The following is an 11,091-nucleotide window of genomic DNA, read 5'->3' as shown; positions in this document are numbered from 1 at the left end:
ACGCCCGGTCCCATTCCGAACCCGGAAGCTAAGCCTTGCAGCGCCGATGGTACTGCACCCGAGGGGGTGTGGGAGAGTAGGACACCGCCGAACACACCCCAACAGGGTGAACAAGAAGGCCCGAACCACCAGGTTCGGGCCTTCTTTGTGTCTACGGGTCGCCGCGGGCTCTTGCGGCTCATCGCCGTCCACGGTGTAGTTGCGATCTGAATCCGCCGGTTTCAGGAGTGCTCTGGCGGTGGAGTGGGTGAGGTTCCGCGGCGCGCTTGTTCGCGGTCCGGCCGAGGACGATGACCTCGGTCAGTGCGCCTACCGCCTGCCCACAGGAAGTACCGCACCAGCCCACGCCAGAAGCCTGTCATGTCAAGGCCTGCATCCCAAGGCAATTCCGGACGATCGGCGTGCCACCATCACGCTACGCATGCCTGGTGCGGGCCCCAAACCAGCCCCGGAAACGATCGCTCGTGCCGCCGCGAGTCCGTTGCGGTCGCCGTGGGTGCGGAGGCACGGTAGTCCCCATGGGTGAGTTTGAAGTTGCGTGCGCGGCAGGAAGCCTGCGTCTGGATCCCGCTGAAGGCGACATCGTCCACCTCGACCACCGTTGGACGGCGGGTGGGGTGGATCTGGCGATCACGTTCACCGGTGCGCATCTTCTCCATGCCTCCGTTGCGGCCTGCGTGCTCAACGACGTGTACCGGGAGGCGTCCCGACTGGGCGTTCCGGTGGAAGGAGTCAGGGTGTGCGCAGACGGAGGCTTCTCCGAGTCCTGGTCGTCCACCGGCATCGAGTACACGGTCGAGGTGGACTCTCCTGAAGAAGAGGCGACCGTGGAGGAACTCATCGCCATCGTCGCCCGAGTCGCGGAGATCCCTCGGGCCCTGCGTCACAGCGCGGTGGTCACACGAAAGTCCTGACATGCCGCTCCTCGGTCCATCGGGCTTGCCGGATGAGGGAGCCTTTCCGGCCCGCCGCAGCGAACTACGATCGGCCATGCAACCGCTGTCTGAGCTGAGTCTGACGCGACCATGGCACTGGGGGATCGCAGTTCTCGGGGACCCGCAGGCGGAGGTCCCCACAGAGTTCGGTGGGCGCGCGGTGGCACTAGGCAGCGACGTGGTCGCACTGCGCGTTCGGCATGCCCAGGACGTCGAAGCCGAACATCTGCTGGACTCAACTCCTTGGGCGGCTTGCGGACCCCGGTACACCCGGTAGTTCGTCACCCCAGCTGGGTCAGCGAACGACCAGGTCGGCGTCACGCAGCGCCCGATTCAACGGTTGCCGGGTCTGGGGGTAGTAGCTGGACGGGGCCACCGACACGCCCGCTTGGGCGACGGTCAGGTGGGCCAGCACGAGGCCTTCCAACGCCCACCGCAACCCTCGCGCGGAGAGCTTGGTCCGCGGTTCGGCGGCCTTGCTCGTGCCGCCAGCCGACGGACTACGGTGCCACGAAGGCCGCCCTCGCAGCCGCACCGCCGGCACCAGTGGTCATCATCGACGACCCAGCAGACGAGACCTCACGCCTCGGCTCGTGGTACGGGCCGACGACCGCCAGGCCGAACTCGTCGAGTCCAGCGAACGGGGTCGGGCCAAGGCGAACGACGGTAGCGTGGGCACGTCGAGGTCTTCCAATGGGCAGTGTGAGAACTTCCATCTTCGGGAGACCACGGCCCTCAATCGCGGACTGACGCGCCGCCCAAACTACCCGCCCCTCCACCTTGGATTGCGATGAGCCCTTTTGCCTTGTGCCGCGCGCGGCGGCAGACTTGCCCGGTGACTGAAGAGAACCGTGACAAGGCCCCGCGCGATCGTGGCGGCCAGGACCGACGCCCATCGGGGCCGCGAGGTGACGGCGCCGGACGGGGACGGTCGTACGGCGATCGGCCCCAAGGGCGCGACGGCGGGCAGGGATTCCGCCGCGAGGGGGGGCAGGGCCGTTCCTCCCGTGAGGGTGACGGGGAGCGTTCCGGCTTCAGGCGCGACAACGATCGGCCAGGCTTCAGGCGTGATGGGGATCGCCCGACCGGGGAGCGCTCTGGCATCCGTCGGGAGGATGACCGTCCCCGCTTCCGCCGTGACGATGACCGCCCCCGGCGCGAGGGCGATCGCCGTGACGACCGTGGCGGCCCCCGCCGGGCCGATGACCGCCCGGGGTTCCGCCGCGACGGAGACCGTCCCGGGGGCGACCGTTCCGGCTTCCGGCGCGACAACGACCGACCGGGCTTCCGGCGTGATGGCGATCGGCCGGCCTTCCGCCGCGACGACGAGCGCCCTCGCCGCGAGGGTGAGCGCCGCGACGACCGTGGCGGTTTCCGGCGTGACAACGACCGACCGGGCTTCCGGCGTGATGGCGATCGGCCGGCCTTCCGTCGCGACGACGAGCGCCCTCGCCGCGAGGGTGAGCGCCGCGACGACCGTGGCGGTTTCCGGCGTGACAACGACCGCCCGGGTTTCCGGCGCGACAACGACCGCCCGGGATTCCGGCGCGACAACGACCGCCCGGGATTCCGGCGCGACAACGACCGACCGGGATTCCGGCGCGATGGCGATCGCCCGGGCGGGGAGCGTTCCGGCTTCCGCCGCGATGACGATCATCCCCGTTTCCGCAGGGATGACGACCGCCCGCGCCAGGGGGGCGGCCGTGGGGACGACTCCCGTCCCTGGCAGCGGGACGAGCGCCCGCGCCGCGACAGTGACCGCCGCGATGACCGAGGTGGCTTCCGGCGCGACAATGATCGCCCTGCCTTCCGGCGTGATGACGACCGGCGCGGTCCGAGCGATCGTGGTGGCGACCGTCGCCCGCCCCACGGCGACGACCGGCCGCGCCGGGACGGGGAACGCCCCCGCTGGGAGAATCGGCGCGACGAGGAGCGCCGTCCGTGGCAGCGTGAGGAGCGTCCCCGAAGGGACGACCGCGACGAGCGCCGGGGCCCGCGTTCCGACCGCTTCGACGACCAGGAGGAGCGCGAGCCGTACGTGCCCCGTCCCGGCCTCGCGCCCAAGGAGGACGAGCCGGAGACCCCGACCGACCTCGACCTGCGCGACCTTCCCCGCGCGGTCCGTGCGGAACTCCGTGGTTTGACCCCCGAGCTCGCGCAGGTGGTGGGTTCGCACCTGCTGATGGCGGGGCAATTGATCGAGACTGACCCGAAGCTGGCCTACGCCCACGCCGAGGCCGCCCGGCGGCGTGCGGCGCGGCTGTCCATCACCCGCGAGGCGACCGGTGAGGCCGCTTACGCGGCGGGGGAGTACCAGGTCGCACTCCATGAGTTCCGCGCCCTGCGTCGGATGAACGGCGGCACCGAGTTCCTGGCGGCCATGGCTGACTGCGAGCGCGCGCTCGGGCGTCCGGACAAGGCGCTCAAGCTCATCCGCGAGGGGCTCGACGCCCAGCCCGACTTCAACCAGCGGGTGGAGTTGCGGCTCGTCGAGGCCGGTTGCCGGGTGGACCTGCGGCAGACGCCCGAGGCGCTGCGCCTGCTGAAGAACGAGATCGAGGCGTCCGCGGGCCGGGGCTCCCGTGGCGCCCGGGCCCGCCTGCGCTACGGCTACGCCGACCTGCTCGAGCGGACCGGTGACGCCGAGAGCGCGGAGAAGTGGTTCGCGGCAGCCGCCGCGCTCGACACCGACGGCGAGACGGACGCCGATGACCGGGTCGCGGCCCTCCGGGGGCTGGTGCTCGAAGTCGACGAGGACGCCTTGGTCGGCGAGCCCGAGCCGGTCGAGGAGATCGAGGAGGCCGTGCAGGCTGATGCGGAGCCGGCCGCGGCCGAGGTCGATGGGGCGGCCCCGCCGGACGCGGACGAGCCCGAGGAGGACCCGCGGGACGAGCAGGCGTCCGAGAAGGACGGGGAGGACGCGCGGTGACGGCGTTCGTCGACGCCTACGACGCGGTCTTCTTCGACCTCGACGGCGTCCTCTACCTCGGCCCGTTGGCCGTCGAGGGGGCGGTGGCGGGTGTCCGGCGCCTGCACGAGGCCGGCGTCGCGACCGTCTACGTGACCAACAACGCCGCCCGCAGCACGGCCCGGGTCGCCGACCACCTCAGCGAGCTGGGCTTCAACGCCCGCGAGGACGAGGTCGTCTCCAGCGCGCAGGCGGCCTCCGGGTTGCTGCGCCGCGAGCTTCCGGCCGGGTCAAAGGTGCTGGTCGCCGGCACCGACAACCTCGTCGAGCAGGTCCGTCTGGCGGGCATGGTGCCGGTCGACACGTACGCCGAGCAGCCGGCGGCGGTCATCCAGGGCTACGACCCGGCGCTGACGTGGCCCCGGCTGGACCAGGCGGCGATCGCCGTCCAGCGCGGCGCCCGGTGGTTCGCGACCAACACCGACTCCACCCGGCCCACCGAGCACGGTCTGGTGCCGGGTGCCGGCGCGGCCGTGCAGGCGATCCGCAACACGACCGACCACGACCCCGAGGTCATCGGCAAGCCGCACCGCCCGCTGATGGACGAAGCGCTGGCCCGATCGGGCGCACGGCGTCCGGTCTTCGTCGGCGACAGGATCGACACCGACATCATGGGCGCGGTGGCCGCCGGCATCGACTCCCTGATGGTGTTCACCGGGGCACACGGCGTCCGGGACCTCTGCTCGGCGCCGGAGGAGGGGCGGCCCACCGCGATCGGCTGGAACGTAGAGTCACTGTTCGAGCCGCAACGCACCGCGCAGGTGGACGCCGACGGCGCCACCTGCGGAGCCGTCCGGGTGCGGGTGGCCGACCGCGCCACGGTCGAGGGCGAGCTGGATACGCGCGAGGGCCAGTTGGACGCCGCCTGGGCGCTGGCGAACCTCGTGTGGGAAGGGCGGGTGTCCATCGACGACCCTGTGTTCGCGCGTTTCGACCAGCTGCCGTAGGCTGACTGTTGAACACCGTTCAACAGGAGATGAACACATGAACCAGCGTCGCCCGTCCACCGTCACCGACCTCGCCTTGGTCGCCGTCTTCGCCGGCGTGATCTCGGCGGCGACGTTGGCGCCCGCTATCCCTGTCGGCCCGGTCGGCGTCCCGATCACGCTGCAGACCCTCGCCGTCGCTCTGACCGCCATGATCCTCGGCCCGTGGCGCGGGTTCGCCGCCACCGCCCTGTACGTGATCGTCGGCCTCGCTGGCCTGCCCGTGTTCGCGGGCGGGGCGTCCGGCCTGGGCGTCCTGGCCAAGCCGTCGGCGGGCTACCTGCTGGCCTTCCCGCTCGCCGCCCTGCTGATCGGCTTCCTCACACGCATCGTGTTGACCCGCACCGAGGGCCGCAACGGACTGCGCTGGGCGCTGCTCCTGCTCGCCGGCCTCGCTGGCTCGTTCGCGTTCGTGCACCCCATGGGCATCGCGGGCATCGCGCTGAACGCCGGGTTGCCGCTCGACAAAGCGTTCCTGGCCGACCTCGTGTACTGGCCCGGCGACATCATCAAGAACATCGCCGCCTCGTTCGTCGCGCTGGCGGTCCACCGCGCGTTCCCGGGCCTGCTCGTGCACCCGAGCGTCCAGTTGGACCAGTTGCCGGAGGCCGTCCGCTCCTGATGATCTCGCTGCAGTCCGTCTCCGTCCGCGTCCCGGTGCCCCGTGCGCCGGGGCAGGGCTGGGGCACCCGGACGCTGCTTGACGACATCACCCTGGACCTCGGTGAGCGGCGCGTGGCGTTCGTGGGCGCCAATGGTTCCGGCAAGTCGACCCTGCTCCGCCTCCTGAACGGGCTCGTGCTGGCGTCCTCAGGGCGCGTGACGGTCGACGGGTTGGACCCGGCCACCGACGGGAAGAGCGTCCGCCGCCGGGTGGGGTTCGTCTTCACCGACCCCCTGAGCCAGCTCGTGATGCCCACTCCGCTGGAGGACGTCGAGCTCAGCCTCCGCCGTACCGTGCGCGACCGCACCGGCCGTCGCGAGGCCGCCCGGGGCCTGTTGGCAGCCCGCGGCCTGGCGCACGTCGCCGAGCAGAGCATCTACGACCTGTCGGGGGGCGAGCGCCAACTGGTCGCACTCACGGCCGTCCTGGCGGTCGAGCCCGCCGTCCTGGTGGCCGACGAGCCGACCACCCTGCTGGACTTGCGCAACCGGCTGGCGCTGCGACGCATCGTCGCCGAGCTCGACCAGCGGGTCGTCCTCGCCACGCACGACCTCGACCTGGCCCGCGACGCCGACCGGGTGCTCGTGGTGGACGAGGGTCGCATCGTCGCCGACGGCGCCCCGGCCGAGTCGATCGCCCACTACGAGCGGATGATGGCGTGAACGCGGCGCGGGCGCTCCTCGGCATCCACGTGCCGGGCACGACCGTGTGGCACCGCATGGGGGTGGGCTGGAAGTACCTGGTCTTCCTGGCGCTGACGCTCCCGGCCGTCTTCGGCGGCCCGCTGGTGGTGCTGGGCGCGCTGGCCCTGACCCTGGCGCTGGTGGCGACCACCCGGGCGCCCCTCCGGCTGGCCTGGGGCATGCCCGTTGCGCTCGTGGTGCTGTTCGCCCTGGTCGCCGGCTACCACGTGTTCTTCGGCGAGCCCGTCATGGCCGTCAAGGTCGTCGGGACGACGCTGGCCGCCCTGTACGCCGGGCGGCTGATCCTCATCACCACGCCGATGCCCAGCCTCATCGACGCGCTGGTGGCCGCCGTCGGCCCCTTGCGCCGGTTCGGCGCCAACCCCGAGCGCTTCGGGCTGGCCGTCGCCGTGCTCGTGCGGTCCATCCCGTACGTGATCGCCTCCTTCGGCGAGGTCCGCGACGCCGCCCGCGCGCGCGGCGTCGACCGCAACCCACTCGCGTCCGTCACCCCCGTGGTCGTGCAGGCGGTGGCCTACGCACGCACCACGGGGGACGCCCTCATGGCGCGCGGCCTGGGCGACGACGACTGAGCGTGCGGCTAGCATGCGGGGCGTGAGCACCGAACCCGCCAACCGCGAGCACGAGGCCGAGAGCGAGGACGCCCCGCTCGCCGCGCTGGCCGTCACCGGGCACGCCGCCATCGATGCAGCCCTGGCGGAGTTCTCCCTCTCCGACGACGTCCACGCCCACCACGACGACATCGCCGCCGTGCTCGACGTGGTCCAGCAGGCGCTGAACCCGACCCAGCAGCCGCCGCTGCCGCGACGCTGATATGGCGCGCGAGCGGCTCGACGCCGCCCTGGTCGCCCGGGGGCTGGCGCGCTCGCGCGGGCAGGCGTCCGACCTGATCGCCGCCGGCCGGGTGCTCGTCAACGGACGCCCCGCCCGCAAGGCGTCCGCGCCCGTGAACGAGGCCGACGCCATCACGGCCGAGGCGGACCCCTGGGTCTCCCGGGCCGCGCACAAGTTGATCGGGGCCCTCGACGCGTCCGCGACCGACGTGACCGGCGTGCGCGCCCTGGACGCCGGGGCGTCCACCGGCGGCTTCACCCAGGTGCTGCTGGCGCGCGGCGCCGCCCACGTCACGGCCGTCGACGTCGGGCACGGGCAGCTGGTCGACACCGTGGCGTCCGACCCCCGCGTCACGTCCCACGAGGGCCTCAACCTGCGCGACCTCACTCCCGCCCACGTGGCGGGCCCGGTCGACCTCGTGGTGGCTGACGTCTCGTTCATCTCGCTGACGCTGCTGGTCGGGCCCCTGCGCCAGGTGGCCCGCGACGGCGCCGAGGCGCTGCTCATGGTCAAGCCCCAGTTCGAGCTCGGCCGCGCCGCCCTCGACTCGCGCGGGGTCATCGCCGACCCGGCCCGGACCGGCGAGGCGGCGGACCTCGTCGCCGCGGCCGCCACCGAGGCGGGCTGGCACGAGGTCTGGCGGGGGATGAGCCGGTTGCCCGGCGAGTCGGGCAACCGCGAGGTCTTCCTCAAGCTCGTGGCCGCTCCGGTCACTGTCGGCGGGGCGCGTTAGGCTGGCGGGCGTGACTCGACGACACATCGCGCTGGGCATCCACCACCAGCGGCCCGAAGCCCTGGAGGCGGCCCGCGACTTCATCGCGCGCCTCGTCGGCCACGGTTTCGTGTGCTGGGTCCGCGACAACGCGTACGAGGCGCTGGCCGGCTCGCTGCCCGCCGAGGGCATCGAGGTGTTCTGCGAGACGCCGGGCGCCGACGTCGAGCTCGTCGTCGTGTTCGGCGGCGACGGCACGATCCTTCGGGCCGCCGAGTGGGCGGTGCTCGCCGGCTACCCCATGCTGGGCGTCAACCTCGGCCACGTCGGCTTCCTCGCCGAGCTGGAGACCAGCGAGGCCCACGACCTGGTCGACCGCGTCGTGAAGCGCGACTACCGGGTCGAGGAACGCCTCTGCCTCGAGGTCGAGCTGCGCGAGCAGCCGGGCGGCGCCGTGGTCTGGTCCAGTTTCGCGATCAACGAGGTGTCGCTGGAGAAGGCCGCCCGCGAGCGCATGGTCGAGGTGGTGCTCGACATCGACGGCCACCCGCTGTCGCGCTGGGGCACCGACGGCGTCCTCGTTTCCACGCCCACCGGCTCCACCGCCTACGCCTTCTCCGCCCAGGGCCCGGTCCTGTGGCCGGACCTGGACGCCCTCCTCGTGGTGCCGCTGCTGGCGCACGCGCTGTTCGCGCGGCCGCTCGTGCTCAGCCCCACTTCCACGGTCGTGATCCGCATGCTGGAGAACCCGCCCTCGGGCGGCGTCCTGTGGTGCGACGGCCGGCGCAGCACCGACGTGTCGCCGCTCAGCGAGGTCACCGTCCGCCGCAGCCCGCACAAGCTGCGGCTGGCCCGCACGTCGGAGCAGCCGTTCGTGCAGCGCCTGGTCAAGAAGTTCGCCCTGCCCATCCACGGCTGGCGCGGCCAGGCGGAGCGCGACGCCGAGGCCCGCAAGGCCGCCGCCCGCGGGGTCGAGGATGCTGACTGAGCTCCGCATCGCCCGCCTCGGCGTGATCGACGACGCCACGCTCGAGCTCGGTCCGGGGTTCACCGCCGTCACGGGCGAGACCGGCGCGGGCAAGACCATGGTCGTCTCCGGGCTCGGTCTGCTCACCGGCGGCAAGGCCGAGAGCCGCCTCATCCGCCACGGCGCCGACCGTGCCCTGGTCGAGGGACGCCTCAGCATCGACCCCGAGCTGGCCGCGGCCGTGGACGCCGCCGGCGGGCAGGTCGAGGACGCCGAGGTGCTGCTCTCGCGCGTCCTGATGCCGTCGCGGTCCCGGGCGCTGCTGGGCGGGGCCCAGGTCACCGCGCCCGGGCTGGCGGAGGCCGTGGGGGAGCGCATCACGATCCACGGCCAGAGCGAGCAGATCCGACTCGGCTCGGCCGAGCGCCAGCGCGAGGTGCTGGACGCCTTCGGCGGGCCCGAGGCGTCCGCCCTGTTGGCCGACTACCGGACGCGGTGGGTGCAACAGCGCGCCTGGGCGGCCGAACTGGTGCAGCTGACCACCGACGCGCAGGCACGCGCCCGCGAGCTGGCGCTGCTGGAGTTCGGCTTGGCCGAGGTCGAGAAGGCCGACCCCCAGCCCGGCGAGGACGCGGCACTGGTCACCGAGCAGCGCCGCCTGCAATCCGTCGACGACCTGCGCCTGGGCGCCCGCGCGGCCATCGTCGCCCTGGCCGGCGACGACGAGTCCGCCACCGACGGGCCGAGCGCTCTCGGGCTGGTGGGTACCGCCCGCAAGGCGCTGGCGGCCATCGCCCCCGAGGACGAGCAGGCGGAGTCGCTGGCCCGCCGGGTCGACGAGGCGTCCTTCCTGCTGGCGGACGCCGCGGGCGACCTGGCCTCCTACATGGCCGGCCTGGATGCCGACCCCGCCCGCCTGGAGTGGATCGCCGAGCGGCTGGCCACCCTGCAGGGGCTCACCCGCCGGTACGGCGAGACGATCGACGAGGTGCTCGCCTGGGCGCAGCAGGCCGCGGTCGACGTGACGCGGCTCACCGGCTCGGACGACCGCATCGCCCAGCTGGGGGGCCTGCTCGCGACCGGGCGCGGCGAGCTGGAGGGGCTCGCCGCCCGCATCACGGCAGCCCGCGAGGCGTCCGCGGCCGAGCTGGCTCGCCTCGTCGAGGCCGAGCTCGCCGCCCTGGCGATGCCGAACGCGCGCCTCGCGTTCGATGTCAGCCCGCTGGAGGACCTCGGCCCCCATGGCGCGGACGCCGTGGCCCTGCTCTTCTCCGCCAACCCTGGCTCCGCGCCCGCACCGCTGGCGAAGGTCGCCTCCGGCGGGGAGCTGTCGCGCGTGCGGCTGGCCCTCGAGGTCGTCCTCGCGGCGGGCGCGGACGGCCGCACGTTCGTGTTCGACGAGGTGGACGCCGGCGTCGGCGGTGCCGTGGCCCTCGAGATCGGGCGCCGTCTCGCCCGTCTGGCCGAGCACGCGCAGGTCATCGTCGTCACCCACCTGGCGCAGGTGGCCGCGTTCGCCGACCGGCACTACGTCGTCCTCAAGGCCGACGACGGCCAGGTCACCACCTCCGGCGTCCGGGAGGTCGCCCGCGCCGAGCGCGTCGACGAACTCGCCCGCATGATGGCGGGCCTCGACGGCACCGACGCCGCCCGTGCCCACGCGACGGAACTGCTGGCGGAGGCGTCCCGAGCCTGAGCGTGGCCGCGCCCCGGCTTGACGCGGGGTGCACAATGAACCACAACGGCGTGATTCCGCGCTGGTACGAGGTGATGCAGGGGAAGGCAGCACTTCAGACCAGGAGGGGGAGCGCCATGACCACGACGAACGGGGTCCTACAGGTCCTGTCCGCGCCGTCGCCGATGTGCCCGCACGTGGAGTGGGCCGTGGGCGGCGTCCTCGGTGTGCCCGTTTCCCTCGACTGGCGCCCGCAGCCGGCCGAGCGAGCCGCCTACCGCGCCGAGTACGTGTGGCGCGGACCGGTCGGCACCGCCACCACGCTCGCGAGCGCGCTCAAGCGGTGGCCGCGCCTACGCTTCGAGGTCACCGAAACCGCCACCGCGACCTCTGAGGGTGAGCGCTACGCCTATACGCCGTCGCTGGGCATCCATCACGCGACGATGGGTTTGCACGGCGACATCCTCGTGCCCGAGGACCGCATCCGCCACGCGCTGGTGACCAGCCGCGGTGACGACCGGGCCCTGCGCGCCGCCTTGGACGACCTGCTGGGCGCCGCCTGGGACGCCGAGCTCGACGTCTTCCGCCAGGCCGCCGAGGGGGAACCCGTGCGCTGGTTGACCGAGGTCGGCTGAGCGGCCGCACG

At 73.0% G+C, this 11,091-nt stretch carries 12 protein-coding genes, 1 rRNA gene and 1 pseudogene; 12 read left to right on the top strand and 2 right to left on the bottom strand.

Annotated features, from left to right (window positions below; genetic code table 11):
- Nucleotides 1–93, top strand: a 5S ribosomal RNA gene (gene rrf / locus ET989_RS08690); the annotation flags it as partial.
- Nucleotides 94–518: 425 nt separating this feature from the next.
- Entirely contained in the window at nucleotides 519–914 is a 396-nt protein-coding gene (locus ET989_RS08685) for an OsmC family protein (protein ID WP_131168143.1), read from the top strand.
- A 409-nt stretch (nucleotides 915–1,323) separates the two neighbouring features.
- Here ET989_RS08685 and ET989_RS15575 read toward each other — a convergent pair.
- Nucleotides 1,324–1,630: pseudogene (locus ET989_RS15575) on the bottom strand (ISL3 family transposase); the annotation flags it as partial.
- Nucleotides 1,631–1,698: 68 nt separating this feature from the next.
- Nucleotides 1,699–2,805 carry a hypothetical protein gene (locus tag ET989_RS08680; RefSeq protein WP_131168142.1) on the bottom strand — a complete coding sequence of 369 codons (1,107 nt, stop codon included), beginning with the start codon at nucleotides 2,803–2,805 and terminating at the stop codon, nucleotides 1,699–1,701.
- A 168-nt stretch (nucleotides 2,806–2,973) separates the two neighbouring features.
- Between ET989_RS08680 and ET989_RS08675 the strand changes: the two genes are divergently transcribed.
- From ET989_RS08675 to ET989_RS08630, 10 genes are all read left to right on the top strand, one after another.
- The gene (locus tag ET989_RS08675; protein ID WP_131168141.1) at nucleotides 2,974–3,864 is read left to right on the top strand and encodes a tetratricopeptide repeat protein; all 891 of its coding nucleotides are present in this window, start codon (nucleotides 2,974–2,976) and stop codon (nucleotides 3,862–3,864) included.
- Entirely contained in the window at nucleotides 3,861–4,850 is a 990-nt protein-coding gene (locus ET989_RS08670) for an HAD-IIA family hydrolase (RefSeq protein ID WP_131168140.1), read from the top strand. Before ET989_RS08675 ends, ET989_RS08670 begins: the two co-directional genes overlap by 4 nt.
- Nucleotides 4,851–4,887: 37 nt before the next feature.
- Nucleotides 4,888–5,511: a biotin transporter BioY gene (locus ET989_RS08665; RefSeq protein ID WP_131168139.1), complete on the top strand. Its 624-nt coding sequence runs from the start codon at nucleotides 4,888–4,890 to the stop codon at nucleotides 5,509–5,511.
- Nucleotides 5,511–6,215: an energy-coupling factor ABC transporter ATP-binding protein gene (locus ET989_RS08660; protein WP_131168138.1), complete on the top strand. Its 705-nt coding sequence runs from the start codon at nucleotides 5,511–5,513 to the stop codon at nucleotides 6,213–6,215. Before ET989_RS08665 ends, ET989_RS08660 begins: the two co-directional genes overlap by 1 nt.
- The gene (locus tag ET989_RS08655) at nucleotides 6,212–6,829 is read left to right on the top strand and encodes a CbiQ family ECF transporter T component (protein ID WP_131168137.1); all 618 of its coding nucleotides are present in this window, start codon (nucleotides 6,212–6,214) and stop codon (nucleotides 6,827–6,829) included. The genes ET989_RS08660 and ET989_RS08655 overlap by 4 nt, the downstream gene beginning before the upstream one ends.
- A gap of 22 nt (nucleotides 6,830–6,851) precedes the next feature.
- Nucleotides 6,852–7,070 (top strand): hypothetical protein, encoded by a 219-nt coding sequence (locus ET989_RS08650; protein ID WP_131168136.1) that lies wholly within the window; start codon nucleotides 6,852–6,854, stop codon nucleotides 7,068–7,070.
- A 1-nt stretch (nucleotide 7,071) separates the two neighbouring features.
- Nucleotides 7,072–7,824 (top strand): TlyA family RNA methyltransferase, encoded by a 753-nt coding sequence (locus ET989_RS08645; protein WP_131168135.1) that lies wholly within the window; start codon nucleotides 7,072–7,074, stop codon nucleotides 7,822–7,824.
- 10 nt (nucleotides 7,825–7,834) lie between these two features.
- Nucleotides 7,835–8,791: an NAD kinase gene (locus ET989_RS08640; protein WP_241656275.1), complete on the top strand. Its 957-nt coding sequence runs from the start codon at nucleotides 7,835–7,837 to the stop codon at nucleotides 8,789–8,791.
- A complete protein-coding gene (gene recN / locus ET989_RS08635) occupies nucleotides 8,781–10,466 on the top strand; it encodes a DNA repair protein RecN (RefSeq protein ID WP_131168133.1) in 1,686 nt (561 codons plus the stop codon). The genes ET989_RS08640 and recN overlap by 11 nt, the downstream gene beginning before the upstream one ends.
- A gap of 116 nt (nucleotides 10,467–10,582) precedes the next feature.
- Nucleotides 10,583–11,080, top strand: a complete 498-nt coding sequence (locus ET989_RS08630) for a DUF3145 domain-containing protein (RefSeq protein ID WP_131168132.1) — start codon at nucleotides 10,583–10,585, stop codon at nucleotides 11,078–11,080.
- The last annotated feature ends 11 nt before the right edge of the window (nucleotides 11,081–11,091 follow it).

It is taken from the genome of Propioniciclava sinopodophylli (genome assembly GCF_004324755.1).
Taxonomy (GTDB): Bacteria; Actinomycetota; Actinomycetes; order Propionibacteriales; family Propionibacteriaceae; genus Propioniciclava; species Propioniciclava sinopodophylli.
Note: the sequence above shows the minus strand (reverse complement) of the source record. Positions and strands in the feature narration are given on the sequence as shown.

Bases quoted from the DNA above. Each gene is read 5' to 3' on its own strand.
- recN (WP_131168133.1), top strand. From the start codon at position 8,781: ATGCTGACTGAGCTCCGCATCGCCCGCCTCGGCGTGATCGACGACGCC.
- ET989_RS08630 (WP_131168132.1), top strand. From the start codon at position 10,583: ATGACCACGACGAACGGGGTCCTACAGGTCCTGTCCGCGCCGTCGCCG.
- ET989_RS08645 (WP_131168135.1), top strand. From the start codon at position 7,072: ATGGCGCGCGAGCGGCTCGACGCCGCCCTGGTCGCCCGGGGGCTGGCG.
- ET989_RS08685 (WP_131168143.1), top strand. From the start codon at position 519: ATGGGTGAGTTTGAAGTTGCGTGCGCGGCAGGAAGCCTGCGTCTGGAT.
- ET989_RS08665 (WP_131168139.1), top strand. From the start codon at position 4,888: ATGAACCAGCGTCGCCCGTCCACCGTCACCGACCTCGCCTTGGTCGCC.
- ET989_RS08660 (WP_131168138.1), top strand. From the start codon at position 5,511: ATGATCTCGCTGCAGTCCGTCTCCGTCCGCGTCCCGGTGCCCCGTGCG.